Here is a 26,036-nt window from a genome sequence, read left to right on the forward strand (position 1 = left end):
GTCCCCTTGCCGCCGTGGGCGGGCGCGGGGCCATGGGGGTGCGGGCTCCCTCCGGGCGGGCTTACCAAGCCGCGGGCTTGCTCGGGGCGCAGGCGCCTTCCGGGTGCCGGCAGTCGCAGGCTTTTGCTTTTAGGGGCGCGGGGAACTGCGCGACCAGCCACAACGCACCCGCAGCCGCGACACGACTGTCACCCCCCACCCCGGTAGGCACCCCACCCACCCGCGACAGACCCCCCGCCCACCCGCCGAAGGCACCCCACCCACCCGCCGGAGGCAGGGGGCCTGGGGGCGGAGCCCCCAGTTTCGGGAAGGGGCGGGGCTGGGGAAAGGAACCGCCCGCTCGTTAACGGCACCGTCCGGGATCCGGACCCGAGTTGCGGGCGGACGATCAGACCGCTTAGGTTCGACACCAGGTCATGAGTGACAGCCAAAAGGCCCCGGCCGGCTGTCCGGCAACCCTCCGTCCGTGGCGGGGTGCCCCGGGTGAAGACCAGGTCGTAGGCAGCAAGGCCTACGACAAGCGCGGACCCCTCGCACAGATCAGGGGTCCTGGTCTTGAGGGAGTGTCATGTCTGCCAACACCGCCGTCGCCGAGCAGTCCGTTGCCGAGCCGTTGGCCGTCCTGGGACGGGACGTCACCGTCCCGCTCGTAACCGGCGGCGAAGTCACGTACGCCGCACTCGACTACGCCGCCAGCGCCCCGGCCTTGCAGCGCGTATGGGACGACGTGGCCGCGTACGCGCCGTACTACGGAAGCGTGCACCGCGGCGCCGGCTACCTGTCCCAGCTGTCCACGGACCTGTTCGAGAACGCCCGGAACACCGTCGCCGAGTTCCTCGACTGCCGCGACGAGGACCAGGTCGTCTTCACCCGGTCCACCACCGACTCGCTGAACCTGCTCGCCGCCGCCCTCCCCGCCGACTGCCAGGTCTACGTCTTCGAGACCGAGCACCACGCCTCACTGCTGCCCTGGCGGGAAGCCCGCGTCACGTATCTCGACGCGCCGCGCACGCCCGCGCAGGCCGTCGCCACCCTCGAGCGCGCGCTCGCCGAACGCGAGCCCCAGGGACCGGCCCTCGTCTGCGTCACCGGCGCCTCGAACGTCACCGGCGAGCTGTGGCCCGTACAGGAGCTTGCGGCGGCCGCGCATGCGCACGGTGCGCGGATCGTGCTCGACGCCGCGCAGCTGGCGCCTCATCACCCGGTCTCCGTAAGGGAGTTGGACGTGGACTGGGTCGCCTTCTCGGGGCACAAGCTGTACGCGCCGTTCGGGACGGGCGTGCTGGCGGGGCGTTCCGACTGGCTGCGTGCGGCCGAGCCGTACCTTGCGGGCGGCGGGGCCAGCCGCAAGGTGACCCGGCGTACGGACGGCGGCGTCGATGTGGAGTGGCATGACAGTGCCGCCCGCCACGAGGCCGGGTCGCCCAACGTCATCGGCGCCTACGCCGTCGCCTCCGCCTGCAAGGCGCTCAGCGAGGCGGGGTTCGATGCGCTTGTGGCCCGCGAGCAGTACTTGATCTGCAGGGTGCGGGAGGGCATCGCCGACGTGCCCGAGGTGCGGGTTCTCTCCCTGTTCGGCGATGACGCTCCCCGCGTCGGCGTCATCTCCTTCGTCGTCGAGGGGTGGAACAGCTCGCACTTCGCCGCCGCGCTCTCCGCCGAGTACGGCATCGGCGTACGGGACGGGCTCTTCTGCGCCCATCCGCTCGTGCGCACGCTGCTGGGGAGCGACCCGCAGTCGCAGGGCGAGTGCGGGGCCCCCGAGGCCGCACCCGGGGAGAAGTCCCTCAACGCGATCCGGGTCAGCTTCGGTGCGGGGACGCCGGACGAGCACGTGGAGCGGTTCGTGCAGGCCGTGAAGGAGCTCGTGCGGGACGGCGCGAAGTGGAACTACCGTACGGAGGACGGGCGTTGCGTTCCCGACACCTCGGCCTGAGCGGGCACCTCTCCGTCAGCCACCGGTAGCCGGGCCCCGAGGGCGATCATCCGCAGGGCGCGTTCGGTGGCGTCCGTGAGGAGTTCGGTGGCTCGGTCCATGGCCTCGGCCAGGGGCATCGGGTAGGGCATGATCCCGTGGTAGGCGTCCACGCCCGGCACGTTGTGGGCGCCCTCGCCGAGGGTGCCCGCGAGGGCCAGGACCGGCCGTCCGTACTGCTTGGCGCGGCGGGCCACCTCGGCCGGGACCTTCCCGCGCGGCGTCTGGAGGTCCAGCGCGCCCTCGGCGGTGATCACCAGGTCGGCGCGGGCCAGGCGGGCGTCCAGGTCGAGGCGTTCGAGGAGGACCTCGAAGCGGGGTAGGAGCCGGGCGCCCAGGGCGGCGAGGCCGGCGCCCAGGCCGCCGGAGGCTCCGGTGCCGGGGCCGTTGCGGAGGTCGGTGTCGGGGACGGCCACGTCGCGGGTGAGGACGAAGGCCCAGTTCTCCAGGGCCGCCGACAGCTCCTCGACCTGCTCGGGCGTCGCGCCCTTCTGCGGGCCGAAGACCCGGGCCACGCCGCGCTCGCCGCACAGCACGTTGTACGGGTTGCAGGCGACGAGCAGCTCCACGTCCTTCAGCCGGGCGTCGAGACCGGACGGGTCGATACGGTGGAGCCGGTTCAACTCCAGCCCGCCGGGGCCGAGTTCGAGACCGTCCTCGTCCAGCAGCCGGGCCCCGAGTGCCTGGAGCGCGCCCGCGCCCCCGTCCGAGGTGCCCGAGTCGCCGCAGCCGACCAGGATGCGCCGTACGCCCATGTCGAGGGCGGCGCCGATCAGTTCGCCGACGCCGTAGGTGGTGGTGGCGCCCGGGTCGCGTAGATCGCGCGGGACCAGGGAGAGGCCGGCGACCGCCGCCATCTCCACCACCGCGGTGTCCCCGCCGCCCAGCAGCGCGAAGTGGGTGCCGAGGATCTCCCCTACGGGGCCGGTGGCGGACAGGGTGATCACCCGGCCCTCGGTCGCGGCGGCCAGGGCGGCGGCCGTGCCCTCGCCGCCGTCCACCAGCGGGACGAGGTCGAGTTCGGCGTCGGGCAGGACACGGCGTACGCCGGCCGCGATGGCGTCGGCGGCGGCCTCCGCGGACAGGGACTCCTTGAAACCACTGGGGGCTACGACTACACGGGTCAGCATGAGGGCTCCTTTAACGGGTGACGGATTAGCGGGAACAGGTGACGGATCAGCGGGTGACGGATACGCCGAGCAGCGGCCAGACCGCGACGGCGAAGAGCAGGACGAGCGCGGCGGTCAGCGGCGCCAGGAAGGAGGACAGCCGCAGGAGGTCGCGCGGGGTGTAGGTGGGCACGTCGGGGATCTGGGAGAAGAGCGTGACCGGCTTGGCGGAGGCGGGGAGCGTGTGGCAGAAGCCCGCGGCGGCGGTGGAGGCGATCGCGGCCGACACCGGGTTGACGCCGACGCCGACGGCGGCGGCCGCCACCAGCGGGACCAGGACGGACGAGCGGGCCGAGCGGGACTGCAGGACCAGGTGCGCCGCCGTACTGATGACGATCACGATCGCCAGGAACACCACCGGGGGCTCATTCGTCGGCAGCCCGGAGACCAGCCACTTCGCCGCTCCCGAGTGCTCGAGCGCGAGGCCCATCGCCATGGTCGCCGCCATGAAGAGCAGCAGGGCCCAGGGCACGGTCTTCAGCGCGTCCTTCATGCGTACGGTGCCGAGGGCGGGCGAGGCGGCGATGATCGCGCCGATCAGCGCGACGATCGCGGGAGACAGGCGGTGCAGCGGCTCGCTGCACCACAGGAGTACGACCGTGGCGAGCAGCAGGGCGCAGCGCTTCTCGGCCTGCGTCCAGGGGCCGGTGACCTGGCTCTCGCTGTGTTCCTGGATCTGTTCGGCGGTGATGTGGACCGGGCCGCGGCGGTCCGCGCGCCGGGTTGTCGTCAGGAGCACCAGTTCGGCGGCCAGGTGGGAGGACGTCACCGCCAGCGGCAGGCCCAGCAGCAGCCACTGCGTGAAGCCGATGTGCTCCCCGGTCTGGTCCAGCAGCACCGACACGGTGATCAGATGCGCGCCGGCGCCGATCAGGGTCGCCACCGCCGACAGCAGGATCACGGTCGGGAACAGCAGCGCCAGCATCACGACCAGGCGCTTCCGGTCGGCGAGGACCTTGGCCAGGGCGAGGAACACGGGCAGGGCGAGCGCCGCCCGGCCCGAGGTGGCGGGCACCGCGAACGCCGTGACGACCAGCGCGGCCGTCGTCAGATGTACGAGCTGCCGCACGGTGCGGGCCCCGCTGACCAGGAACACCGCCGCCCGCCCCGCGAGCCCGGTCCGGGTGACCGCGGCCGCGATGACGAAGGCGCAGATGAGCAGCCACACCGTGGAGTCGCCGAGGGTGCCGAACAAGGCGTTGTTGCTGATGACGCCGGTCACCGTGAGCGCCAGTGCGGCGCCCAGCGCGATATACGTGTCGTCGATTTTCGTTCCGACCCAGGCGGCCGTCGCCAGGACGAACACGATGAGTGTGAAACGCGCGTCGGCGCCGAGCCCGGGGAAGTTCATGGGCATCGCGAGCAGCGTGCTCAGGGACAGCGCCACGCACAGGGCAATGGTTGCTCGTAGGTTCAATGTCACGTCATCGAGGGTTCACTCGGGCGGTGAGCCGTCGATGAGCCGAAAATGAAAGGAACTTCACCCAGGCATTCGCGCAGCCTTGAGCCCGGGCTCTCGCCCGGGCTTCGGTTGGTGCTTCACGCGGTGGGCAGCCGGTACCCCATCCCGCGGACCGTCTCCACCCGCTCCGCGCCGAGCTTCTTGCGCAGCGTGCGTACGTAGACGTCCACGATGTTGGAGCCGGGGTCGAAGTCGTAGCCCCATACGTGGGACAGGATCTGTTCCCGGGACAGCACCTGCCCCGGATGCCGCAGGAACAGCTCCAGCAGGACGAACTCACGGGCCGTCAGATCCACGGTCTGCTCCCCTGCCCGGGCACGGCGGGTGCGCAGGTCCAGGCTCAGCGAACCCGACTTGAGGACCGTCACCTCGGGCGCCCTGGCGGCCGTACGCAGCCTGAGTCGGACCCTGGCGAGCAGCTCCTCGAAGCGGAACGGCTTGGTCATCCAGTCGTCGGCGCCGCCTTCCAGGCCGGCCACCGTGTCCCGTACGGAATCCCGCGCGGTCAGCACGATCACGGGGGTCGTCACGCGGGCCTCGCGCAGTTCGCGCAGGATGGTGAAGCCGTCCCGTCCTGGCAGGTTGAGGTCCAGCACCATCAGGTCGAAGCCGCCGGTCAGGGCGTACTCGAAGCCGTCGTCGCCGTCCGAGACGACGGTCGTGGTGAAGCCGTTGGCGCGCAGGCCTTTGTCGACGAAAGAAGCGATGCGTTCCTCGTCCTCGACTATGAGGATGCGGTTCACGTGGGGCTGCCTTCCAGTACCTGGGATTCGGTCAGAACGAGGGTGAAGGTGGCACCGCCGCCGGGTGTGTCATCCAGCCGTACGCGGCCCCGATGCCCCTCCGCGATCGCCTTGACGATCGACAATCCGAGTCCGGCGCCGGAGCCACGGGCACCGCGCCTGAAGCTTCCCCGCCGGAAGCGCTCGAAGATGATCTCGGCGTCCTGCTCCTGGACACCGGGCCCGGAGTCGGCGACGTACAACTCCAGAGTCGGGCCGTCGACGCGGGAGCCGATACGGATGGTCTGGCCGGGCGTGGTGTGCTGCACGGCGTTCTGCGCCAGCTGGACCATGGCCTGCGTGATCCGCTGGAAGTCCAACTCGGCCTCTACGTCGGCGACTTCGGCCAGCTGCCAGTCGCGATCCCCGAGGGTGCGCGCGTTGACGAAGACATCGGCGGTGAGCTCCGCGACCTGCACCGGCTCCGGTACCACGAAGTCAGGCCGCTCCGTCTTGGCGAGCAGGAGCAGGTCCTCGACGATGCGGCTCATCCGGTCCAGCTCGTCGGCGACGAGCCGGATGGTCTCCTCGCGGTCGGCAGGATCGTCACCCATCACTTCCAGGTGGCCGCGCACGATGGTGATCGGGGTGCGCAGCTCGTGTCCGGCGTCGTCGACGAACTCGCGCTGGGCGGTGAAGGCCCGCTCCAGCCGGTCGAGCATCGCGTTGAACGTCTCGGCCAGGGCGGCGATGTCGTCGCTGCCGCGCACCGGGATCCGGCGGGTGAGGTCCTGCTCGGTGAGCTCCGCGGCCGTGATGCGCACCAGCCGCACCGGCTTGAGGATCCGCCCGGCGACCCCCCAGCCGATGCCGATGGTCAGCAGCAGAGCGCCCCCTGAGATGCCGAGCAGGATACGGAACTCATGGTTCACGCGTTCCTGCTCGGCCTGGGGATGGATGGCCACCACGAACGCGGCGCTCGGACTCGCGCCCCGCTGCGCCACGGAGACCTTGGCCCAGCGGACCTCACCCTCCGCCCGGTGCAGCACGCCCGAGGAGGCGGCAGAACGGAAGATCTGGCGCAGGGCGTGGTTGTCCTCGATCAGAGGCTGCGTGCCGGGCACGTCGTGCTGTTGGAGAATCTTCCGCGGGTCGGGTTCGCCCGGCACGCGCTCCAGGCCGATGAGCTCTTCGTCAGGGTCGGGGAACTGCCGTTCCAGGAAGGCATACAGCACCTCGGCAGGATCCGTGAACGCCCGGCCCGTCTGCGGATCCCCGCCGCGCTCCTCGAAGTTGACGAACTCGGCGGTCTCCTGCGTGAGCAGGCGGTTGATCCGCTTGTCGACGTCCTGCAGCAGCAGGTAGCGGGTGGTGGTGGCCACCGAGACAAGCCCGACGGCCATCATGAGCAGCAGCCAGAGGAGGATCCGGAACCGGGCGGTGATCCGCCGGTACCCATGATCAGTTGTCACCGGGTCCGTCGTCACCGGGGCCGTCGTCGGCGTCGCCCTGGCCGCTGTCGTCGTCATCGTCGTCCCCCGTGGGGCTGTCGGTCACCGGAGGCCGTACGACCTCGTCGCTGGGCGTCGGCGAGGGCTTGGGAGTGGGGGAGGCGCCCTTGGAACCGGGTGAGATGGTGGGCGAGGGGGTGCCGCTGTCCACCTCCACGGTGGCAGGGACCTTGGGCGATTCGGGATTGTCGGCCAGCGCGAAGCTGGTCGCGGCGATACCCAGCGGGATCAATACAACGGCGGACAGCGCCGCCATTCGACGAGAGAAAGCCATGCCCGTAACCCTGCGGCCGGAACACGGCTAGAAGCATGAGCCCAAGATGAAGAACTCTTCATCCCGGGCTTTATCGGACCGTCCGTGGCCATCGGCTTCGCCGGACCGTCAGTGGTCGAGGCCGATGGAGAACGCCGCCTCGAGGTCGTGCTGCGAGTACGTACGGAACGCCACATGCGTGTCCGTGGCCTCCACCCCAGGAATCTTGCTGATCTGCCCGGGGATGATGTCCGCCAGATCGTCGTGGGCCTTCACCCGGACCATGGCGATCAGGTCGTACGTACCGGTCACGGAGAAGACCTCGCTGACGGAGTCCAGCGCCGCGATCGACTCGGCGATCTCGGGGATGCGGTCCACGCTGGTCTTGATGAGCACGATCGCGGTGATCACGGCTGGTTTTCTCCCTCGGTGGCCGTCGCTGGGGATTTCACTTTAGCCGTACGGCCCTGACGCACCCACGCGTAGAGGAAGCCGAAGGAAAAGCCCAGGAGGTGGGCCAGATAGGCGACCCCCGGACCCCTGGTCTCACGGGTCGCCGCCAGCCACTGCAGGGCCACCCAGAACGGCAGGACCACCCAGGCCGGGAACCGCAGCGGCAGGAAGAACAAGAACGGGAAGAGACTGGTCACGCGGGCTTTGGGGAACAGGTAAAGGAACGCGCCGAGGACCGCGGAGATCGCCCCGGAGGCGCCGACCAGGGACTGTCCGGAGTCGGCGTGGGCGGCCGCGTAGCCGAGCAGGGCGAGGCAGCCGCAGCCCAGGTAGAAGAGGGCGTACCCGAGGTGGCCCATCCGTTCCTCGGCCATCGCACCGAAGACGAAGAGGAAGAGCATGTTGCCGAGGAGATGCAGCCAGCTGCCGTGCACGAACAGCGCCGTGGCCGGGGTGAGGACGGCGCGCGCCTCCCCGCGGAACAGCTCGACGGGCACGACACCCCAGCGCTCGAAATAGGCCCGCTGCGCGGAAAGGAGCTCGTCACCGGTGCCATACACGGGGTTGAGCCCCGACGCCGGGCCGAACAGGAAGATCAGACAGCACAGGGTGATCAGTGAGTGGGTCACCGGTGCGGACTGACTCCGGGCCGCCCGGACGAGACTCGCACCCCAGTTGCCGATCATGGCCAGATCATGACGTAACCGGACCAGACAGCACAGAGTGCCTCGCCGTTCCCCGGTGACGGGCGTCGACTACACGCCAGGCCGTAGGGTTACGAGCCAACACGCTCCGGCGCCGCCCGGCGCGCAAGAAGAACAGCACGAGACCGATGAAAGAGAGCGACTGCGACGATGACGGTTCCCCTGCCGACCGCCGAGACCCGGTGGCGCTGCACGCTCTGCGGCAATCTCACGCGCTTCGACGTGACCCGTTCGTCGAAGGTCGTGGAGTACGTGCACCTCGATCTGGCCGGTGAGCCGAAGGTCGAGGAGCAGGAGGTGGTCAGTGAGACCATCGAGTCGGTGCGCTGCCGCTGGTGCAACGCGGTGGATCAGGTGGAACTCGTGGACAGGCCGGGCGCCGGCTCCTGAGGGAGCGGGCCCCGTCGAGGTATTGGGGTGACCGATGGTGGAGACCACAGGCGGGGAGCCGGCCGACGGCGCCGCTGAGGTGCTCGACCGCCCGATGCCCGACGGAGTGCGCCGCAGGGTCGTACAGATCGTCTCGGACGGCTTCGGCGGGCTGACGGTCGCCGAGCTGCCCACTCAGCTGCGGCAGTACGCCCGCTTCACCCCGACCCGCCGCGCCAAGTTCGCCGGCAACGCCATGGCGGCGGCCCTGGAGACCGACCCGCTCTTCCGGCAGCGGATCGGCGAGCGGTTCAGAGAGACCCAGCCGGAGCTCTGCGGGGCCCTCGACTCGGGCTCGCCGCCCCCGGCCGCGGACCCTCTCGACGTGGCGGCCGCCGCCTATGTGCTGCGGCCCACGGGCTGGGTGAAGCTGGTGACCGCCGCCGGTGAGGAGGCTCAGCGGGCGGACGCCGAGCGCGCCGACGAGGAGAACCGCGCCGAGCTGGAGCGGCTGCGCCAGGAACTCGCCGAGGCCCGCGGCCAGACCAAGGCCGAGACCGAACGGCTGCGTACGGAGCTGGAGTCGGCGAAGAAGGAGGCCGAGTCGCTGCATCGCAAGCTGCGCTCGGCCCTCAGCGACGTCAAGCGCGGCGAGGCCGCCCTGCGCAAGGCACGGGGCGAGATCGAGGCCGTACGCGCCGAAGGACAGGCCCAGGTGTCGGCCGCCGAGAGCGAGAGCCGGCGGCTGAAGGCACGGCTCGGGGAGACCGAGGCCGCCTTGGAGGCCGCCCGCAGAGCGGCGCGGGAGGGCCGCAGCGTCGAGGACATGCGCGTACGACTGCTGCTCGACACCGTGCTCGACGCGGCACAGGGGCTGCGGCGCGAGCTGGCCCTGCCGCCCGTGTCGATGCGGCCCGCCGAGACCGTGGACGCGGACGAACCGGGACGGATGACCCCGAAGGACATCGCCGCCCGCGCACTGTCCGACAACGACCCCGCGATCCTCGACCAGTTGCTCGCGCTGCCGCAAGCGCATCTGGTCGTCGACGGCTACAACGTCACCAAGACCGGCTATCCCCAAATGCCCCTGGAGAAGCAGCGGTTGCGCCTCCTCGGCCAGCTCTCGCAGCTCGCCGCGCAGACCGGCGCCGAAGTCACCTGCGTCTTCGACGGGGCCGAACTGGCCGCGCCGGTACTGCTCGCGCCGCCCCGCGGGGTGCGGGTGCTGTTCTCCAAAGCGGGCGTCACCGCCGATGAGTTGATCCGCCAGCTGGTGCGCGCCGAGCCGCCAGGCCGGCCCGTCATCGTCGCCTCGACCGACCGCGAGGTGGCCGACGGAGTGGCCAAGGCGGGCGCGCGGCCGGTGGCTTCCGCGGTGCTGCTCAAGCGATTCTCGCGGGGTTGAGCCAGGCACGTACAGGGAAGGCGATCGGCCGTCTCCGGCAGGGCGGAGCTTCTGCGGCATACGCCCCATGAGGACCATAGATCCCAACCGCAACCTCTGTGCCGCTTGCCCGAATTGGCATGGTCTTCACGCAACGTAATGTCAAGCGTGCATGACCGCATGTGAGTTCGGTGTAAAGAAAACGCTCGGTAGCCGAGATTTTTCCTGCAAGGATTTGATCTGATCACAGGAGGATCACTAAGGTCTGGCCTCGAACCTCCACTCGGGTGATCGCTTATCGGGAGCGACGGTGGAGGGGCCCCGCCAACCGGTGTTCTCGGTGGCGGCTGAGGTAATGAAGGAGCTCGCCCACGTGGCGTCCCACCGTCGACCTAAGCAGCCGAGCCGCACCCGCGTGACCGTGCTCACCACCGCCGCCGCTGCCGCCGTGGCCCTCACCTCACAGGCGGCCAATGCCGCGCCCGGCGAGAAGCCGAGCAAGGACGAGGTCAAGGCCAAGGTCGACAAGCTCTACCACGAGTCGGAGCTGGCCACCGACAAGTACAACGGGGCCAAGGAGAAGCAGGACAAGCTCGAGAAAGAGATCGACACCCTCCAGGACCAGGTCGCACGCGGCCAGGGCGATCTCAACGACCTCCGGGACGGCCTCGGCCTGATGGCCAGCTCCCAGTACCGCTCGGGCGGCATCGACCCCTCGGTGCAGCTGTTCCTGTCCTCCGACCCGGACACCTATCTCGACAAAGCGTCCACGATGGACCAGATGAGCGCTCAGCAGGTCGAGACGCTCAAGAAGGTCCAGGAGAAGCAGCGCACGCTCGCCCAGCAGCGCCAGGAAGCCGCCGAGAAGCTCAAGGACCTCGCCGACACCCGCGAGACCCTCGCCGGGAAGAAGAAGGAAATCCAGAGCAAGCTCGCCGATGCGCAGAAGCTGCTCAACACCCTGACTGCCAAGGAGAAGGCGGCGCTCGCCGCCGAGGAGCAGCGCGCCAGCCGCTCCGCCGGTGACCGCGTCGACCTCGGCAACGAGAAGCCCGCCTCCGGCCGCGGTGCCGCCGCCCTCGCCGCCGCCGAGACCCAGCTCGGCAAGCCGTACGTCTCCGGTGGCAGCGGCCCCAACTCCTACGACTGCTCCGGGCTCACCCAGTGGGCCTACGCCCAGGCCGGGGTGTCGATCACCCGGACCACGTACACGCAGCACAACGACGGCACGAAGATCGGCCGCGGCGAGCTCGCACCCGGCGACCTGGTGTTCTTCAACAACCTCGGGCACGTCGGCCTGTACGCGGGCAACGGCACGATCATCCACGCGCCGAAGCCGGGCACCGTCGTCCGCTTCGAGTCGATGAGCACCATCGGCACCTTCCAGTTCGGCGTACGCATCTGAGTTCCCTCGCGGCTCGGGCGATACTGGGCCGCATGCGGATAGTGGGCATGGCCCGTATCGCCGCCGGCCTGGCACTGGCCCTGGTGGCGGCGGTCGGCTGCACCGGAAGCGAAGACGGCGACGATGCCGGGCGTACGAATCCACCGGCGTCGTCCCGCGCGGCGACCAAGTCCCCTGCTGCGACGCCCAGTCCGAGCCCTTCGCCGGCCAACCCGGTGTCGATCCCGGGCCTGATCGCGCGCAAGCACTCGGGCTCGGACCTGCGGCTCGGCGCCGTACGCGCCCGGACCGACGCCTACACCAGCTACACGGTCACGTACGAGGCGAACGGGCTCACCATCTCGGGCCTGATGAACATCCCCCGGGGCAAGGGCCCGTTCCCGGCGCTGGTGCTGGCCCACGGCTACATCGACCCGGCCATCTACACCACCGGCCGCGGCCTCGCCCGCGAACAGGACCTCCTCGCCCGTAACGGCTACGTGGTGCTGCACACCGACTACCGCAACCACGCGGACTCCGACCGCGACGCCGACAACGACGTGAACCTCCGCCTCGGCTACACCGAGGACGTCATCGGCGCCGCCATGGCGCTGCGCTCGTCCGGCCGGCCGGAGATCGACGGAGAGCGGATCGGCCTGCTCGGGCGGTCGATGGGCGGCGGCGTCGTCTACAACACGCTGGTGGTGGCACCCGGCCTCTTCGACGCCGCGGTGGTCTTCGCGCCCGTGAGCTCGCGTCCGGCCGAGAACATCGACCACTTCCAGCGCCGTAACGGCGATCCGATCGTCGCCGAGATCGAGGCGAAGCACGGCACCCCCAAGGAGAACCCGGAGTTCTGGAAGCAGGTCTCGCCGCTCACCTACGTCGACCGCGTGACCGAGCCGCTGCTGATCCACCACGGCACCGCCGACGACACCTGCCCGATCGCCTGGTCGGAGCGGGTGGTCGCCGACTTCGAAGCGGCGGGCAAGAGCGTCGAGTTCGTGAAGTACGCGGGCGAAGGGCACACCTTCGCGCCGCGCTGGCCGGACTCGATGGACCGGACGATGGCGTTCTTCGAGCGCCACCTGAGCTGAGCCCTCTGGTGGGTCGCGCCCGGCCGAACGGGGGAATTCCGTCGCTCCCCGGCGGCCGTACGTCCCGCCGGTGACCTGCGTCTGAGGCGGGACGTCACGGTGTGTGCACGCCCAGGGCTTTGTTCGTTGCGTAGTCGCGCGGCTACTGTCTGGCGCGCTTCCCCCGACTCAGGGGGTTCGTCAGCGGAAGGGAGAGCGGTTTTCCGTGGGTTCTCATCGCCGTCCTGCACCATCCGGTCTCGACCGGGGCGCCCGCAGCGCCACCGTTTGCGTACTGTCCGCCGCGGCAGCGGCCCTCGGTCTCGTCCCGGCCGGCGCCACACCGCCCGCACCGGCCGCGCCCCAGGACGACGCACGCGCCGAGGTGGACCGGCTGTACGCGGAGGCCGAGCGGGCCACCGAGGCGCACAACAAGGCCGGTGAGCGCGCGGACGCCCTGCGCGAGAAGGTGACCACCGCCCAGGACCGGATCGCCCGCCAGCAGGACCGCATCAACACCATGCGGGACGCGCTCGGTTCGCTCGCCGGAGCCGAGTACCGCTCGGGCGGCCTCGACCCCTCCCTGGCGCTGATGCTCTCCGCGGACCCCGACGACTACCTCGACAAGGCGGCCGTACTCGACCGGATCGGCGTCCGTCAGGCCGGAGCCCTGAAGGATCTACGGAGCGCCATGAGGCAGCTCTCGCAGGAACGCAAGGAAGCCACCAGCGACCTCGCCGAGCTGCAGAAGAGCCGCGTGGCCGTCACCCGCTACAAACGCGCCGTCGAGCAGAAGCTCACCGAGGCGCGGCAGCTCCTGAACGCGATGCCGGACGAGGAGCGCGCCGCCTACGACCGCGCCTCCCGCTCCGGCCGCCTCCCCGACCTCGGCGGCGCCGTCCCGCCCTCCGCGCGCGCGGCAGCCGCCGTCGCCGCGGCCCGCTCGGCCGTCGGCCGCCCCTACGTCTGGGGCGCCAACGGGCCCACCGGCTTCGACTGTTCGGGCCTCATGCAGTGGTCGTACGCGCAGGCCGGCGTCGGTCTGCCGCGCACCTCACAGGCCCAGGCGCACGCCGGCCAGCGGGTGCCGCTCTCGCAGGCGCGGCCCGGCGACCTGGTCACCTACCGCAGCGACGCCAGCCATATCGGGATGTACATGGGCAACGGCCAGGTGATCCACGCGCCCTACCCCGGCGCTCCAGTCCGTTACGACCCCGTCGGCATGATGCCGATCTCGTCCGTGACGCGCCCCTGACCCCAGCGGCGACGGCCCGTACGATCAGGACTTGTGGCTGGTCGTACGCATGTGCCGTGGTGGATGATCGGGCTGTTGCTGGCTGGTCTGGTGGCCTGCGGCTCGACGGCCCCCGACCCCGCCGCCACGGACGCCCAGCGGCTGCTCGACCGGCGGGCTCAGGCGGTGCTCGACGGCAACGGGAGCGCGTACGTCGCCACTTGGGCGCCCAGCCGTGAACCGGCCGCCGCCCGCACCGAGTTCGAGCGGCTACGGGCCCTGCCGCTGGAGTCCTGGTCCTACCGCGTGACCGGCTTCCACCGCGACGGTGACCGCGCCACCGCCGAAGCTGACCTCAGCTACCGCATAGCCGGCTACGACAAGGCACCCCTCGTCGCCGCCCGCACCCTGAGCCTGAGACGCGAAGACGGCCACTGGTACATCGCCGCCGACCGGCCCGCCGAGGACGCCAGCGAACAGCTGTGGGAGCAGGGCGCCGTCGAGGTCGTACGCGGGGAGCACAGCCTCGTCCTCGGCGTCGGGCAGACGGCCAGGGCCCTGCGCGGGTACGCCAAGCTGGCCGACCGCGCGGTGCCGGCGGTCCAGGAGGCGTGGGGCGAGGAATGGTCGGGACGGGTCGTCGTCCTCGTACCGAAGTCACTGGACGAGATGGCTCAGCTGCTCGGGGCGCCCGCGTCCGGATACCGGGGGATAGCGGCGGTCACCACCGGCGAGGCGGGAGGCGCGGCGAAGGCGCCCGCGGACCGGATCGTGGTCAACCCCGACGCGTACGCCGTCCTCGGCGACTTCGGCCGCCAGGTCGTCCTCACCCACGAGACCACCCATGTCGCCACCCGCGCCCAGACCACGGCGGCCACGCCCCTGTGGCTCTCCGAGGGCTACGCGGACTGGGTCGGCTACCGCGGCACCGGCCGCACCCCCGTACAGATAGCCCCCGAACTGCGCGACGCGGTGCGCGACGGGCGGGCCCCCGGCGGGCTCCCGGCCGACAAGGATTTCGAGTTCGGCGGGGAGGCGGGCGGGCTGGCGGAGGCGTACGAAGCCGGCTGGATGGCCTGCCGGCTGATCGCCGAACGGTGGGGCGAGGTCCGCCTCGGCGAGTTCTACCGCGCGGTGGGTGCGCACGGTTCGCGCGAGGGTGCGGTGGAGGCCGCGATGCGGGAGGTGCTGGAGACGACCCCGGAGAAGTTCACCGAGCAGTGGCGGGCGTATCTCGCCTCTCAACTCGGCTGAGTCAGCTGCTCGGTCCGGGGCGGGGGCGCCTGGCCGGGCTCGGGAGCCGGGGGCGCGTGCGGCACTGTGTCGCGCCACAGGCGTACCGCCGCGATGGTCGTCGCGGCGACCAGCAGGCCGTTGCGGAGGAAGAGGACGGTGACGCCCAGGGCGTCGCTGGCCACGACATGGCCGAACCAGAGGGGGAACTCCAGGACCGTCAGGAACGCCGCCGCGAGGAGCAGGACGGTCGGCAGGGTCATCCGGCTCTCGCGGAACAGCAGGCAGACGGCGGCGAGGCCGATCAGCCACACCAGGTACTGCGGGCTGATCACCCGGCTGGTGACCGTGAACAGGAGTACGGCCACGAACGCGGCGTCGGAGAGGGTGTGCGGCGCGAAGCGCCTGGCGCGCAGGCGCCACAGCAGGAGCCAGCCGAAGGCGAGCAGGGTCAGCATGAGAGCGGCGGTGCTGACGACGCCGACGTACGGGCCGACGAACTCCATGGAGCCGTAGTTGAGCAGCACCTCGCCCTCCCAGCCGAAGTGCCGGGCTACGTGGAAGACCAGGGCGCCGAGGGACTCGACCTCGGTGCCGCGGTCGCGCTGGGCGGTCAGGAACGCGAACGCGCCGGGCATCGTCACGGTGAAGGCGAGCATGATCGCCACGGCCGTCACCGCCGCGGCGGCCCAGGGCTTCCGCTTCGTGGTGCCCACGAGCAGTAGCGCGGGCCATACCTTCAGGAGCGCGCCGAAGGCCGCGAGGGTGCCGAGTAGCCGTGGTCGGCGCAGGCCCGCGAGGAGCGCCGCCACGGCGACGGCTGTCACCATCACGTCGTAGCGGGCGTAGACCGTCGGGCCGAGGAGGGGGACGCCGAGGGTCCACACCCAGGCGCCGCGGGGGCTGTGGTTGTCGCGGCGGCCCGCGTACTGGAGCAGGGCGAGGACGCAGGCGTCGGTGAGGCAGACGAGGACGAAGAACGCCGAGGCGTAGTCGAGGAAGGGCAGCAGGGCGGGGGAGAGGATGGGGAGGGCGGCGGCGGGTGGGTACTGCCAGGCCACGTCGCTGAGCGGGAAGGTGCCGTCGCGGAGGGTGACGTACCAGCCCTGGTAGATCCCCTCGACGTCGGTGGTGACGTCCGGGCCCGGGAACACGATCACCTTGAAGACGAAGATGAGCAGCAGGATTCTGGTGAGGGTCCAGACCGCGAGCAGCCCGTACGTGCTTGTCGCCCTCGCGTGTGCCATGGCCGCCCAGTTCTGTTCGTGGGGATCCCGTCCATGGCCATGATGACGTGTTTTCGGCGGCGGGGTTTCTTTCCCCCAGCCCGCCCCTTCCCGAAACTTGGGGCGCAGCCCCAAGGCCCCCGCCAGGGGGTGGGGGTGACGCGTTGTGTCGCGGCTGCGGGTGCGTTGTGGCTTGTCGCGCAGTTCCCCGCGCCCCTTAGGTGGTCGGTGGCCAGGGCCGTGGGGCAAGTGCGGGTTGTTGTAGCTGGCGGCTCCGGTCGCGCCCCTTTAGGGGCGCGGGGAACTGCGCGACCAGCCACGACGCACCCGCGCACGCCTGCGAACCGACCCCCCTCCCCGTAGGCGCCCCTGCTCAACCGCCGGATGGCAACCCGCTACTGTCGGAACCGATGCACAAGACCCTCATCGTCACCAACGACTTCCCGCCCAGACCCGGCGGCATCCAGGCCTTCCTCCACAACATGGCGCTACGCCTGGACCCCGACCAGCTCATCGTCTACGCGTCCACCTGGAAGCGCGGACGCGCCGGCATCGAGGCAACCGCCGCCTTCGACGCCGAGCAGCCCTTCACCGTCGTACGCGACCGCACGACGATGCTGCTGCCGACGCCGGCCGTCACCCGGCGGGCGGCAGGGCTGCTGCGCGGACACGGCTGCACATCGGTGTGGTTCGGCGCGGCGGCCCCGCTCGGCCTGATGGCGCCCGCGCTCCGGAAGGCCGGTGCCGAGCGCCTCGTCGCCACCACGCACGGCCACGAGGCGGGCTGGGCCCAGCTGCCTGCGTCACGCCAACTCCTGCGCCGTATCGGCGAGTCCACGGACACGATCACCTACCTCGGCGAGTACACGCGGTCTCGGATCGCTGCCGCGCTGACGCCCGACGCGGCGGGCCGTATGGTCCAACTGCCGCCCGGTGTCGACGAGAAGACCTTCCACCCGGGTTCGGGCGGAGACGCCGTACGGGCCCGCCTCGGCCTCACCGACCGCCCGGTCGTCGTCTGCGTCTCGCGGCTCGTCCGGCGCAAGGGGCAGGACACGCTCATCCTCGCCATGCCGCGCATCCTCGCGAAGGAGCCGGACGCCGTCCTGCTGATCGTCGGCGGCGGCCCGTACGAGAAGGAGCTGCGCAAGCTCGCGTACGAGACCGGGGTCGCCGACTCCGTGCACTTCACCGGCCCCGTTCCCTGGGCCGAACTGCCCGCCCACTTCGGCGCGGGCGACGTCTTCGCCATGCCCTGCCGGACCCGCCGGGGCGGGCTCGACGTGGAGGGCCTGGGCATCGTCTATCTGGAGGCCTCCGCGACGGGCCTGCCGGTCGTCGCCGGCGACTCCGGCGGTGCGCCGGACGCGGTGCTGGACGGCGAGACGGGGTGGGTCGTCCGCGGCGGTTCCCCCGAGGCGGCGGCCGACCGCATCACCACCCTGCTCGGTGACGCGGAGCTGCGCCGTCGGATGGGGGAGCGGGGGCGGCAGTGGGTCGAGGAGACGTGGCGCTGGGATCTGCTGGCGGAGAAATTGCGGACACTGCTGTAGCGCGAGCCCTAGGCGGAACCGGATAATCCGCACATGCTGCGCACATGACAGTAAAACTGATGCAGCATCAGCTGACAAGACGTCAGGTCCTGGGCATGGTGGCCCTCCAGACCGCCGCCGCGTCCGGTCTCACCCGCATCGGTCTGCAGTCGGCGACGGCCGCCGAACCCGCCGCCGTCGACAACGCTCCCGCCATCGTGATCGGCTCCGGATACGGCGGCGCCGTCGCCGCCCTCCGCCTCGGTCAGGCCGGCATCCGCACGATCGTCCTCGAGATGGGCCGGCTGTGGAACACGCCGGGCCCCGACGGCAAGGTCTTCTGCTCCACTGCCGCCCCCGACCAGCGGTCCATGTGGTTCCGCACGCGCACCGAGGCGCCGCTCGCCACCTTCCTGTGGCTGGACGTCGTCAACAGGGACATCAGCCTGTATCCCGGCGTCCTGGACCGCGTGCGCTTCGCCAACATGTCCGTGTTCGTCGGCCGGGGCGTCGGCGGCGGCTCGCTCGTCAACGGTGGCATGGCGGTCACTCCGCTCCGGTCGTACTTCGCCGAGCAGTTCCCCACCGTGGACGTGAACGAGATGTACGGCACGTACTTCCCGCGCGCCCGGTCCGTGCTCGGCGTCAACTCCGTCGACCCCGCCTGGTTCGAGTCGACCGAGTGGTACCGGTTCACGCGGGTGTCCCGTAAGCACGCGCAGAACACCGGTCTGCGGACCACATTCGTGCCGAGCGTCTACGACTTCGGCCATATGCAGCGCGAGGCGGCCGGTACCGCGACGAAGTCGGCGCTCGGCCAGGAGGTGATCTACGGCAACAACCACGGCAAGCGCAGCCTGGACAAGACGTATCTGGCCTCGGCGCTGGGCACGGGGAACGTGACCATCCACACGCTGGAGAAGGTGCGCGGGATCGAGCGGGCCGCCGACGGCACGTACGTCCTGACCGTCGACCGTATCGACGCCACCGGCAAGGTCGTCGAGACCAAGCAGTACGGCTGTACGTACCTCTTCCTCGGCGGCGGCAGCCTCGGCACCACCGAACTCCTCGTTCGCGCGCGGGAGACGGGGACGCTTCCCGCCCTGGACGCGAGCGTCGGCAGCGGCTGGGGAACCAACGGGAACGTGATGCTCGGGCGGGCCAACCACCTGTGGGACACCGTCGGGGCCAACCAGTCCACCATGCCCGTCATGGCCATCGACGACTGGGCCAACACCGCCAACCCCGTCTTCGCCGAGATCGCCCCGCTGCCCACGGGCCTCGAGCACTGGGTCAGCCTCTATCTGGCGCTCACCAAGAACCCGCAGCGGGCGTCGTTCTCGTACGACAGCGGCACCGGCGGGGTGCGGCTCGGCTGGACGGCCGCCCAGAGCGCGGTCTCCGTCTCCATGGCCAAGAAGCTCTTCGACCGGATCAACTCGGCGAACTCGACGATCTACCGGTACGACCTGTTCGGCTCGCCCAGCAAGATCTTCGCCGACGACTTCACGTACCACCCGCTCGGCGGCTGTGTGCTGGGCAGGGCGACCGACAACTACGGCCGGGTGAAGGGCTATTCGAAGCTGTACGTCACGGACGGCTCGCTCGTGCCCGGCTCGATCGGTGTGAACCCGCTCGTGACGATCACCGCGCTCGCCGAACGCACGATGGCGCGGGTCCTCGCCGAGGACACCGCGCCATGAGCCGTCGTACGACCGGGGTGGGCTACTTCTGGTAGAGCGCCTCGATCTCGTCCGCGTAGTCCTTCGCCACCACGTTGCGCTTGAGCTTCAGGGACGGCGTCAGGTGGCCCGAATCCTCCGTGAACTGGGAGGACAGAATGCGGAACTTCCGCACCGATTCCGCCTTCGACACCGCGGCGTTGCCGTCGTCGACCGCCGACTGGATCGCGGCCAGCAGGTCCGCGTCCTCGCACAGCGACGCTGCGGTGGAACCCTCCGGCTTGCCGTGGTCGGCGCACCAGCGCCCCAGGAATTCTTCGTCGATGGTGATCAGCGCGCCCACGAACGGGCGGCCGTCGCCGACGACCATGCACTCCGCGACCAGCGCGTGCGCGCGGATACGATCCTCGATCACGGCCGGAGCGACGTTCTTGCCGCCCGCGGTGACGATGATCTCCTTCTTGCGGCCGGTGATCCTGAGGTAGCCGTCCTCGTCGAGCGTGCCGATGTCGCCGGTGTGGAACCAGCCGTCGGCCAGCGCCTCCTCGGTGGCGCCCTCGTTGTTCCAGTACCCCTTGAACAGGTGCTCGCCGTGCAGCAGCACCTCGCCGTCGTCCGCTATCCGGATCACGGAGCCGGGCAGCGGCTGGCCGACCGTGCCGATCTTCTGCCGGTCCCAGGGGTTGAAGGCCGTGGCCGCGCAGGACTCGGTCAGTCCGTAGCCCTCCAGGACCGTGAAGCCGATGCCGCGGAAGAAGTGCCCGAGCCGCTCGCCCAGCGGGGCGCCGCCGGAGATCGCGTACTCGCCCTTGCCGCCGAGGACGGCCCGCAGCTTGCTGTAGACGAGCTTGTCGAACGTCTTGTGCTTGATCTTCAGACCGAGCGACGGGCCCGACGGCGTGTCCAGAGCCTTGCTGTACGCGATCGCCGTGTCCGACGCCTTGTCGAAGATCTTGCCCTTGCCGTCCGCCTGCGCCTTGGCCCGCGCGGAGTTGTAGACCTTCTCGAAGACCCGCGGCACACCGAGGATCAACGTCGGCCGGAACGAGGCCAGTTCATCGGTGAGGTTCTTGATGTCCGGGACGCAGCCCAGCTTGATCGGCGCCATCATCGGCGCGACCTGCACCAGCCGCCCGAAGACATGGGCCAGCGGCAGGAAGAGGAGGACCGAGCACTCGCCCGTACGGAACAGGGGGCGCAGTCGCTCCACGATGTTGCCGCACTCCGCGAAGAAGCTGCGGTGGGTGAGGACGCAGCCCTTGGGGCGGCCGGTGGTTCCGGAGGTGTAGACGATGGTCGCCGGGTCGTCCGCCTTGGCGCGCGAGCTGCGCTCCTCGACCGTCTCGTCGGAGACGGCCTTGCCCGCGCGGCCCAACTCCTCGATACCGCCGCCCTCGATCTGCCAGACGTGCTTCAGCTCAGGCAGCCGGTCGCGCACCGACTCGACGGACGCGGCATGGCTGTCCATCTCCACGATGCAGGCGGTCGCGCCCGAGTCACCGAGGATCCACTGCACCTGCTCCGGCGAACTCGTCTCGTACACGGGCACGGTGACCGCGCCCGCGCTCCAGATCGCGAAGTCCAGCAACGTCCACTCGTAGCGCGTACGGGACATCAGGCCGACCCGGTCGCCGGGCTGCACACCCGACGCGATCAGGCCCTTGGCGGCGGCCTGCACCTCGGCGAAGAACGCGGTGGCGGTGACATCCGTCCAACTGCCGCCCACCTTGCGGGCGATGACCGCGACATCCGGATGCTGCGCGGCGTTTCTGCGGACGATGTCGGTCAGATTGCCGTCCGCAGGGACCTCGTACAAAGCCGGAAGGCTGAACTCGCGCAAGACTGCTGCTCCTCATAGGGCGCCGACGCCACGACCTCGTGTGTTGCGACGGAGCGGTCCAAGGCTCGGGCGGGCACTCGGGGATTCAGTTGTTGAAACCCTGAGTACACGGGACTGCCCGGAGGTTACCCGTCGGTACCACTTCTACGACAGGGGCCCGGGGGAGATGTTCCCCGCGTCACAACGGCGTCACGCGTCCGGACCTTTCCCGAACGAGCGTAATCGAGTATGGGACGCCCTGCGAAGTCACCGCAGGTCCGGCCACGTCTGCACACCTTGTCTACACACCTCTGCTTCACGCGCTTACCCTTGATCGCCATGGCAGGCACTTCAGGCGGCACCCCCAGCACGCGGATCCACGTCGTCAGCGACGTGCATGGCAACGCCCGTGACCTGGCCAGAGCCGGCAGCGGCGCGGACGCCCTGATCTGTCTCGGCGACCTCGTCCTCTTCCTCGACTACGCCGATCACTCGCGCGGCATCTTCCCCGACCTGTTCGGCACCGAGAACGCGGACCGCATCGTCGAGTTGCGCACCGCCCGCCGCTACGAGGAGGCGCGCGAGTTCGGCAACCGGCTCTGGGCGGGAGTCGACCGCGGCTCGGCCATCGAGAAGGCCATACGCAAGCAGTACGCGGAGCTGTTCGCCGCCTTTCCCACGCCGACCTACGCCACGTACGGCAATGTCGACATGCCGACCCTGTGGTCCGAGTACGCCGGCCCCGGCACCACCGTGCTCGACGGGCAGCGCGTCGAGATCGGCGGCTGGACCTTCGGCTTCGTGGGCGGGGGCCTGCGCTCGCCGATGCGGACGCCGTACGAGATCAGCGACGAGGAGTACGCGGCCAAGATCGAGGCCCTCGGCGAGGTGGACGTCCTGTGCACGCACATCCCGCCGGAGGTCCCCGAGCTCGTCTACGACACGGTGGCGCGACGCTTCGAACGGGGGAGCCGGGCGCTGCTGGACGCGATCCGGAAGACCCGTCCGCGGTACTCCCTCTTCGGGCACGTTCACCAGCCGCTGGTGCGGCGGATGCGCCTTGGGGCGACCGAGTGCGTCAACGTCGGGCACTTCGCGGGATCGGGAAAGCCGTGGGTTCTGGAGTGGTGATGTCCGAAGTGGTGACGTCCTGGGGCTCCCGGCGATGGGTGGGCTGCCGTCACGCGGTAGCCTTCACGCTGCATCCGCAGGTAGAACCTCAGGAACGTTGAGAAACACCCCTCTTTGTCCGGACCGCATCTGGAGGAGCCACAGCGATGGCGGAACACACCAGCTCGAGTATCACGATCGAGGCGGCACCGGCCGACGTCATGGGGGTGATCGCCGACTTCGCGCGCTACCCGGACTGGACCGGCGAAGTGAAGGAGGCCGAGGTCCTCGCCAGCGACGACCAGGGCCGCGCCGAACAGGTACGCCTCGTCATGGACGCCGGCGCCATCAAGGACGACCAGGTCCTGGCCTACACCTGGACCGGCCCCCACGAGGTCTCGTGGACCCTGGTCAAGTCCCAGATGCTCCGCTCCCTGGACGGCTCGTACATCCTGAAGCCGGCGGGCGCGGGCTCCACGGAGGTCACGTACAAACTGACGGTGGACGTCAAGATCCCCATGCTGGGCATGATCAAGCGCAAGGCAGAGAAGGTCATCATCGACAGGGCGTTGGCGGGCCTGAAGAAGAGGGTGGAGACGGGCGGCGAGTAGCTGCTACGGCTGCGGGCAGCCGCGCCGCACCGCTGCCCGCTGTGGGCAATCGTTCCGCGGGGCGATGGGGGTCCCCCCGCTCGAGCGAAGCCGAGAGTGGGGGAGGGTGGGCACAGCACACCAGTACCGGGTGCAGTCCCAAGCAAGGCTCAACGATAAGCAATCCGAGCGGAGCGCATGCGCACTGTCCTGATCACAGGCCCCGGCGGCTCCGGCCGCACAACGGTCGCCGCGGCCACGGCACTAAAAGCCGCCCGCCAGGGCACAAAAACCCTGCTCCTGAGCGCAGACCGCACAGACACCCCCGGCGCCGCCCTGGGCCGGCCCACCGCCCCAACCCCCGCGGTGGCAGAACCGACCCTGACAACCTGGCGCCCAGACGCCGGCGAGGACTTCCGCGAAGACCTCCTGGCCTTCCAGGAGAGGGCCGCCTCCGCCCTGGACCTGCTCGGCGCCACGCGCCTGGACGCAGAGGAACTCACCCCCCTCCCCGGCGCCGAAGAACTCGCCCTCCTCCGCGCCCTCCGCGACGCGGCAACGGCAGACACGTACGACCTCCTGATCGTCGACCTGCCCCCCACCCCCCACGCGCTGGCCCTCCTCGCACTCCCCGAGCAACTACGCCGCTACCTCAGCCGCCTGCTCCCCGCCGAGCGCCAAGCGGCCCGCGCCCTGCGCCCCGTACTCGGCCGCCTTGCCGGCGTCCCGATGCCCGCGGACCGCCTGTACGACACGGCCGCCCGCTGGGACCTCGAACTCGCCGCGGTGGAGGCGGTGTTGGCGGACCGGTCGACGACCGTACGGCTGGTCGCCGAGCCCGGCCCGGCCGGCACCGACGCCGTACGCACCGTCACCACCGGCCTCGCTCTGCGCGGACTGCGCCCCGACGCCCTGATCGCGAACCGCGTCCTGCCCGAAGCGTCCCCCGACACCTGGCTTGCGGGCCTCGCGGCCCAGCAGCGCAAGGCCTTGGACGAGTGGCGGGGCACGTACGAGGTGTGTGAGGTGCCGCACCTCGGCCGCGATCCGCGCGGATCCGACGACCTCACCGCGCTGCCCGTGCCCGGAGCGGGCCCGGCTCCGCGCCGGGTCGAGTGGACGATGACGGACCGGCTCTCCGCGGACGGCGTGATCGTCTGGCACATCCCGCTGCCCGGTGCGGTACGGGACGACCTCGAGCTCATCCGGCGCGGCGATGAACTCGTCGTCACCGTCGGCCCGTTCCACCGCATCGTCCCGCTCCCCTCGGCCCTCCGCCGCTGCACCGTGCACGGCGCCGCCCTGCGCGACGGCGAGCTGCGCATCCGTTTCGCCCCGGACCCGGAGCTGTGGCCGCGGGGAACGTGACGGTGGCTTCGGTACGTTGACTGAGTTGGCCGGATTGGCCGAGTACGTGCCCGTACGGGATTCTCGGCCGCCGGAGACGGTGAACGGCACATCCCCGTTCGGGTAACGTCGAGAGACACAGAGCCAATGCTTGGAGTCCGCCATGAGCGATGAGCGCCCCACGTCCGACGCCGCGGAGGACGCCCTCGAGAAGGCGCACGGCAACGAGGTGCGAGCGACCGACGCCGACGCCTGGGCGACGGCGTGCGCGGAGGACCTGGCCGCGGAGAAGGCCCGCCGACGCGCCCAGTACGGCCCGCCTCCCGGCTCGGCCGGCGAGGAGCTGCGCAAGTTCTTCGACACCGTCACCGACCGGCTGTCCGGACTGCAGTCGCCGCTGCTCGGCGCCGTGGCCGGCGGTGCCGCCCAGCAGATGGTCAACCAGGTCGTGCAGCAGGCCAAGGCCGCCGTCGAGCCCGTGATCGAGCGCAACCCCGACTTCTTCGACCACCTGGCAGCGGCCGGCAACGAACTCCTCGCCGCGTACCGCTCCGCCGTCGAGTCCCAAGAGCGCCGCTGGACCCAGGACCAGCCCCCGCACCGCCCTGACGAGGACTCCGGCCCCGGGGAACACATCGACCTGGACTGAGAAATCCCCGGAGGCCCTGCAATCCCCTGAGGCCCTGCCGTCCGCTTCCCGCCTGTCCGGCGGGCGGACGACGGGAAGGCGACGGCAGGCCCTCGGATAAGGTTGGCCGTAGCGGGGCTCGACCGAAACTGAGGGATTCATGGGACTCACCATCGGCGTCGACATCGGCGGCACGAAGATCGCGGCCGGCGTGGTCGACGAGGAAGGCAACATCCTCTCGACCCACAAGGTGCCGACCCCGGGCACGCCCGAGGCCATCGTGGACGCCATCGCCTCCGCCGTCGAGGGCGCCCGTGCCGGACACGAGATCGTCGGCGTGGGCATCGGCGCCGCAGGGTACGTCAACCGGCAGCGTTCCACGGTCTATTTCGCGCCGAACATCGACTGGCGCCAGGAGCCGCTGAAGGACGAGGTCGAGCGCCGGGTGGGCCTGCCGGTCGTCGTGGAGAACGACGCCAACGCGGCCGCCTGGGGCGAGTACAAGTTCGGCGGGGGCAAGGGCCACCGCAACGTCATCTGCATCACGCTCGGCACCGGCCTGGGCGGCGGCATCATCATCGGCAACAAGCTCCGTCGCGGCCACTTCGGCGTCGCCGCCGAGTTCGGCCATATCCGGGTGGTGCCGGACGGCCTCCTCTGCGGCTGCGGCAGCCAGGGCTGCTGGGAGCAGTACGCCTCCGGCCGCGCCCTCGTCCGCTACGCGAAGCAGCGCGCCAACGCGACCCCCGAGAACGCCGAGATCCTCCTCTCCCTGGGCGACGGAACCCCCGAGGGCATCGAGGGCAAGCACATCTCGATGGCGGCACGACAAGGCGACCCGGTAGCCGTGGACTCCTACCGCGAACTCGCCCGCTGGGCAGGCGCAGGCCTGGCAGACCTGGCCTCCCTCTTCGACCCCTCAGCCTTCATCGTCGGCGGCGGCCTCTCGGACGAGGGCGAACTGGTCCTGGACCCCATCCGCAAGTCCTACAAGCGCTGGCTCGTCGGCGGAAACTGGCGCCCGGTAGCCGACGTAATCGCCGCCCAACTCGGCAACAAGGCGGGCTTGGTAGGCGCAGCAGACCTGGCAAGGGAGCCGGACCCGATCATGTAACGCAGGGTCCAGGGGGGCGCCCCGTAAGGGGCGCGGGGAACTGCGCGACCAGCCACCGA

Annotated in this window: 23 protein-coding genes and 1 riboswitch; of the genes, 14 read left to right on the top strand and 9 right to left on the bottom strand. The window is 70.5% G+C overall.

The features are described from left to right. Window positions 1-412 precede the first annotated feature (412 nt). A riboswitch (SAM riboswitch) is annotated at window positions 413-529 on the top strand. Between the two features lie 39 nt (window positions 530-568). Then, window positions 569-1,936, top strand: coding sequence for an aminotransferase class V-fold PLP-dependent enzyme (locus tag ACQEVY_RS34870; protein ID WP_432953343.1), 1,368 nt, complete (start codon window positions 569-571; stop codon window positions 1,934-1,936). Here the strand turns inward: ACQEVY_RS34870 and ACQEVY_RS34875 are convergent. The 7 genes from ACQEVY_RS34875 to ACQEVY_RS34905 form a co-directional block, all read right to left on the bottom strand. Next, window positions 1,891-3,105 carry a glycerate kinase gene (locus ACQEVY_RS34875; RefSeq protein ID WP_432953344.1) on the bottom strand — a complete coding sequence of 405 codons (1,215 nt, stop codon included), beginning with the start codon at window positions 3,103-3,105 and terminating at the stop codon, window positions 1,891-1,893. The two genes, ACQEVY_RS34870 and ACQEVY_RS34875, sit on opposite strands and share 46 nt — an antisense overlap. 46 nt (window positions 3,106-3,151) lie before the next feature. Then, window positions 3,152-4,567, bottom strand: coding sequence for an SLC13 family permease (locus tag ACQEVY_RS34880; protein ID WP_432953345.1), 1,416 nt, complete (start codon window positions 4,565-4,567; stop codon window positions 3,152-3,154). 116 nt (window positions 4,568-4,683) lie between these two features. After that, window positions 4,684-5,349: a response regulator transcription factor gene (locus tag ACQEVY_RS34885; protein WP_432953346.1), complete on the bottom strand. Its 666-nt coding sequence runs from the start codon at window positions 5,347-5,349 to the stop codon at window positions 4,684-4,686. Further along, window positions 5,346-6,857, bottom strand: coding sequence for a sensor histidine kinase (locus tag ACQEVY_RS34890; protein WP_432953347.1), 1,512 nt, complete (start codon window positions 6,855-6,857; stop codon window positions 5,346-5,348). Before ACQEVY_RS34890 ends, ACQEVY_RS34885 begins: the two co-directional genes overlap by 4 nt. Then, window positions 6,790-7,113, bottom strand: coding sequence for a small secreted hydrophilic protein (locus tag ACQEVY_RS34895; RefSeq protein WP_432953348.1), 324 nt, complete (start codon window positions 7,111-7,113; stop codon window positions 6,790-6,792). Before ACQEVY_RS34895 ends, ACQEVY_RS34890 begins: the two co-directional genes overlap by 68 nt. Before the next feature lie 108 nt (window positions 7,114-7,221). Then, window positions 7,222-7,503 carry an Lrp/AsnC family transcriptional regulator gene (locus ACQEVY_RS34900; RefSeq protein WP_328772227.1) on the bottom strand — a complete coding sequence of 94 codons (282 nt, stop codon included), beginning with the start codon at window positions 7,501-7,503 and terminating at the stop codon, window positions 7,222-7,224. After that, window positions 7,500-8,231, bottom strand: a complete 732-nt coding sequence (locus ACQEVY_RS34905; protein ID WP_432953349.1) for a rhomboid family intramembrane serine protease — start codon at window positions 8,229-8,231, stop codon at window positions 7,500-7,502. The genes ACQEVY_RS34900 and ACQEVY_RS34905 overlap by 4 nt, the downstream gene beginning before the upstream one ends. 168 nt (window positions 8,232-8,399) lie before the next feature. Between ACQEVY_RS34905 and ACQEVY_RS34910 the strand changes: the two genes are divergently transcribed. The 6 genes from ACQEVY_RS34910 (at window position 8,400) to ACQEVY_RS34935 (ending at window position 14,950) form a co-directional block, all read left to right on the top strand. Continuing rightward, a complete protein-coding gene (locus ACQEVY_RS34910; RefSeq protein WP_165340765.1) occupies window positions 8,400-8,639 on the top strand; it encodes a hypothetical protein in 240 nt (79 codons plus the stop codon). Window positions 8,640-8,673: 34 nt separating this feature from the next. Continuing rightward, window positions 8,674-10,023, top strand: a complete 1,350-nt coding sequence (locus ACQEVY_RS34915) for an NYN domain-containing protein (RefSeq protein WP_432953351.1) — start codon at window positions 8,674-8,676, stop codon at window positions 10,021-10,023. Window positions 10,024-10,375: 352 nt separating this feature from the next. Then, window positions 10,376-11,407 (top strand): NlpC/P60 family protein, encoded by a 1,032-nt coding sequence (locus ACQEVY_RS34920; RefSeq protein WP_432953353.1) that lies wholly within the window; start codon window positions 10,376-10,378, stop codon window positions 11,405-11,407. A gap of 32 nt (window positions 11,408-11,439) precedes the next feature. Next, entirely contained in the window at window positions 11,440-12,483 is a 1,044-nt protein-coding gene (locus ACQEVY_RS34925; RefSeq protein ID WP_432953354.1) for an alpha/beta hydrolase family protein, read from the top strand. 205 nt (window positions 12,484-12,688) lie between these two features. Continuing rightward, window positions 12,689-13,717 carry an NlpC/P60 family protein gene (locus tag ACQEVY_RS34930; RefSeq protein WP_432953356.1) on the top strand — a complete coding sequence of 343 codons (1,029 nt, stop codon included), beginning with the start codon at window positions 12,689-12,691 and terminating at the stop codon, window positions 13,715-13,717. Between the two features lie 63 nt (window positions 13,718-13,780). Continuing rightward, window positions 13,781-14,950 (top strand): hypothetical protein, encoded by a 1,170-nt coding sequence (locus tag ACQEVY_RS34935; RefSeq protein ID WP_432955570.1) that lies wholly within the window; start codon window positions 13,781-13,783, stop codon window positions 14,948-14,950. Here the strand turns inward: ACQEVY_RS34935 and ACQEVY_RS34940 are convergent. After that, entirely contained in the window at window positions 14,938-16,176 is a 1,239-nt protein-coding gene (locus ACQEVY_RS34940) for a glycosyltransferase 87 family protein (RefSeq protein WP_432953358.1), read from the bottom strand. The genes ACQEVY_RS34935 and ACQEVY_RS34940 overlap by 13 nt on opposite strands. Window positions 16,177-16,565: 389 nt before the next feature. On the opposite strand from ACQEVY_RS34940, the gene ACQEVY_RS34945 reads away from it, so the two are divergent. Together ACQEVY_RS34945 and ACQEVY_RS34950 are read left to right on the top strand one after the other, a co-directional pair. Then, on the top strand, window positions 16,566-17,708 hold the full coding sequence (locus tag ACQEVY_RS34945) for a glycosyltransferase family 4 protein (RefSeq protein ID WP_432953360.1): 1,143 nt from the start codon (window positions 16,566-16,568) through the stop codon (window positions 17,706-17,708). 95 nt (window positions 17,709-17,803) lie between these two features. Further along, a complete protein-coding gene (locus ACQEVY_RS34950; RefSeq protein ID WP_432955571.1) occupies window positions 17,804-19,390 on the top strand; it encodes a GMC oxidoreductase in 1,587 nt (528 codons plus the stop codon). 22 nt (window positions 19,391-19,412) lie between these two features. Here the strand turns inward: ACQEVY_RS34950 and ACQEVY_RS34955 are convergent, their stop codons facing one another. After that, window positions 19,413-21,209 carry an AMP-dependent synthetase/ligase gene (locus ACQEVY_RS34955; RefSeq protein WP_432953362.1) on the bottom strand — a complete coding sequence of 599 codons (1,797 nt, stop codon included), beginning with the start codon at window positions 21,207-21,209 and terminating at the stop codon, window positions 19,413-19,415. 318 nt (window positions 21,210-21,527) lie between these two features. On the opposite strand from ACQEVY_RS34955, the gene ACQEVY_RS34960 reads away from it, so the two are divergent. The 5 genes from ACQEVY_RS34960 (at window position 21,528) to ACQEVY_RS34980 (ending at window position 25,977) form a co-directional block, all read left to right on the top strand. Beyond that, complete coding sequence (locus ACQEVY_RS34960) at window positions 21,528-22,319, top strand: metallophosphoesterase family protein (RefSeq protein WP_432953363.1); 792 nt, start codon at window positions 21,528-21,530, stop codon at window positions 22,317-22,319. A 146-nt stretch (window positions 22,320-22,465) separates the two neighbouring features. After that, window positions 22,466-22,909, top strand: coding sequence for an SRPBCC family protein (locus tag ACQEVY_RS34965; protein WP_328772236.1), 444 nt, complete (start codon window positions 22,466-22,468; stop codon window positions 22,907-22,909). Between the two features lie 177 nt (window positions 22,910-23,086). Then, window positions 23,087-24,256, top strand: a complete 1,170-nt coding sequence (locus ACQEVY_RS34970) for an ArsA family ATPase (RefSeq protein WP_432953366.1) — start codon at window positions 23,087-23,089, stop codon at window positions 24,254-24,256. A 142-nt stretch (window positions 24,257-24,398) separates the two neighbouring features. Continuing rightward, window positions 24,399-24,884, top strand: coding sequence for a DUF5304 domain-containing protein (locus ACQEVY_RS34975; RefSeq protein ID WP_432953368.1), 486 nt, complete (start codon window positions 24,399-24,401; stop codon window positions 24,882-24,884). Between the two features lie 139 nt (window positions 24,885-25,023). Next, window positions 25,024-25,977, top strand: a complete 954-nt coding sequence (locus ACQEVY_RS34980) for an ROK family glucokinase (protein WP_189321210.1) — start codon at window positions 25,024-25,026, stop codon at window positions 25,975-25,977. Window positions 25,978-26,036 lie beyond the last annotated feature (59 nt).

The sequence above is a fragment of the Streptomyces sp. CA-288835 genome (genome assembly GCF_050936385.1).
Classification (GTDB): Bacteria; Actinomycetota; Actinomycetes; order Streptomycetales; family Streptomycetaceae; genus Streptomyces.

Excerpts from the sequence above, each read along its gene's own strand:
- ACQEVY_RS34915 (WP_432953351.1), top strand. The coding sequence starts at position 8,674 with ATGGTGGAGACCACAGGCGGGGAGCCGGCCGACGGCGCCGCTGAGGTG.
- ACQEVY_RS34950 (WP_432955571.1), top strand. The coding sequence starts at position 17,804 with ATGGTGGCCCTCCAGACCGCCGCCGCGTCCGGTCTCACCCGCATCGGT.
- ACQEVY_RS34925 (WP_432953354.1), top strand. The coding sequence starts at position 11,440 with ATGCGGATAGTGGGCATGGCCCGTATCGCCGCCGGCCTGGCACTGGCC.
- ACQEVY_RS34965 (WP_328772236.1), top strand. The coding sequence starts at position 22,466 with ATGGCGGAACACACCAGCTCGAGTATCACGATCGAGGCGGCACCGGCC.
- ACQEVY_RS34975 (WP_432953368.1), top strand. The coding sequence starts at position 24,399 with ATGAGCGATGAGCGCCCCACGTCCGACGCCGCGGAGGACGCCCTCGAG.
- ACQEVY_RS34895 (WP_432953348.1), bottom strand. The coding sequence starts at position 7,113 with ATGGCTTTCTCTCGTCGAATGGCGGCGCTGTCCGCCGTTGTATTGATC.
- ACQEVY_RS34935 (WP_432955570.1), top strand. The coding sequence starts at position 13,781 with ATGATCGGGCTGTTGCTGGCTGGTCTGGTGGCCTGCGGCTCGACGGCC.
- ACQEVY_RS34960 (WP_432953363.1), top strand. The coding sequence starts at position 21,528 with ATGGCAGGCACTTCAGGCGGCACCCCCAGCACGCGGATCCACGTCGTC.
- ACQEVY_RS34945 (WP_432953360.1), top strand. The coding sequence starts at position 16,566 with ATGCACAAGACCCTCATCGTCACCAACGACTTCCCGCCCAGACCCGGC.
- ACQEVY_RS34910 (WP_165340765.1), top strand. The coding sequence starts at position 8,400 with ATGACGGTTCCCCTGCCGACCGCCGAGACCCGGTGGCGCTGCACGCTC.
- ACQEVY_RS34905 (WP_432953349.1), bottom strand. The coding sequence starts at position 8,231 with ATGATCGGCAACTGGGGTGCGAGTCTCGTCCGGGCGGCCCGGAGTCAG.
- ACQEVY_RS34980 (WP_189321210.1), top strand. The coding sequence starts at position 25,024 with ATGGGACTCACCATCGGCGTCGACATCGGCGGCACGAAGATCGCGGCC.
- ACQEVY_RS34870 (WP_432953343.1), top strand. The coding sequence starts at position 569 with ATGTCTGCCAACACCGCCGTCGCCGAGCAGTCCGTTGCCGAGCCGTTG.
- ACQEVY_RS34875 (WP_432953344.1), bottom strand. The coding sequence starts at position 3,105 with ATGCTGACCCGTGTAGTCGTAGCCCCCAGTGGTTTCAAGGAGTCCCTG.
- ACQEVY_RS34890 (WP_432953347.1), bottom strand. The coding sequence starts at position 6,857 with ATGACGACGACAGCGGCCAGGGCGACGCCGACGACGGCCCCGGTGACG.
- ACQEVY_RS34970 (WP_432953366.1), top strand. The coding sequence starts at position 23,087 with ATGCGCACTGTCCTGATCACAGGCCCCGGCGGCTCCGGCCGCACAACG.
- ACQEVY_RS34940 (WP_432953358.1), bottom strand. The coding sequence starts at position 16,176 with ATGGCACACGCGAGGGCGACAAGCACGTACGGGCTGCTCGCGGTCTGG.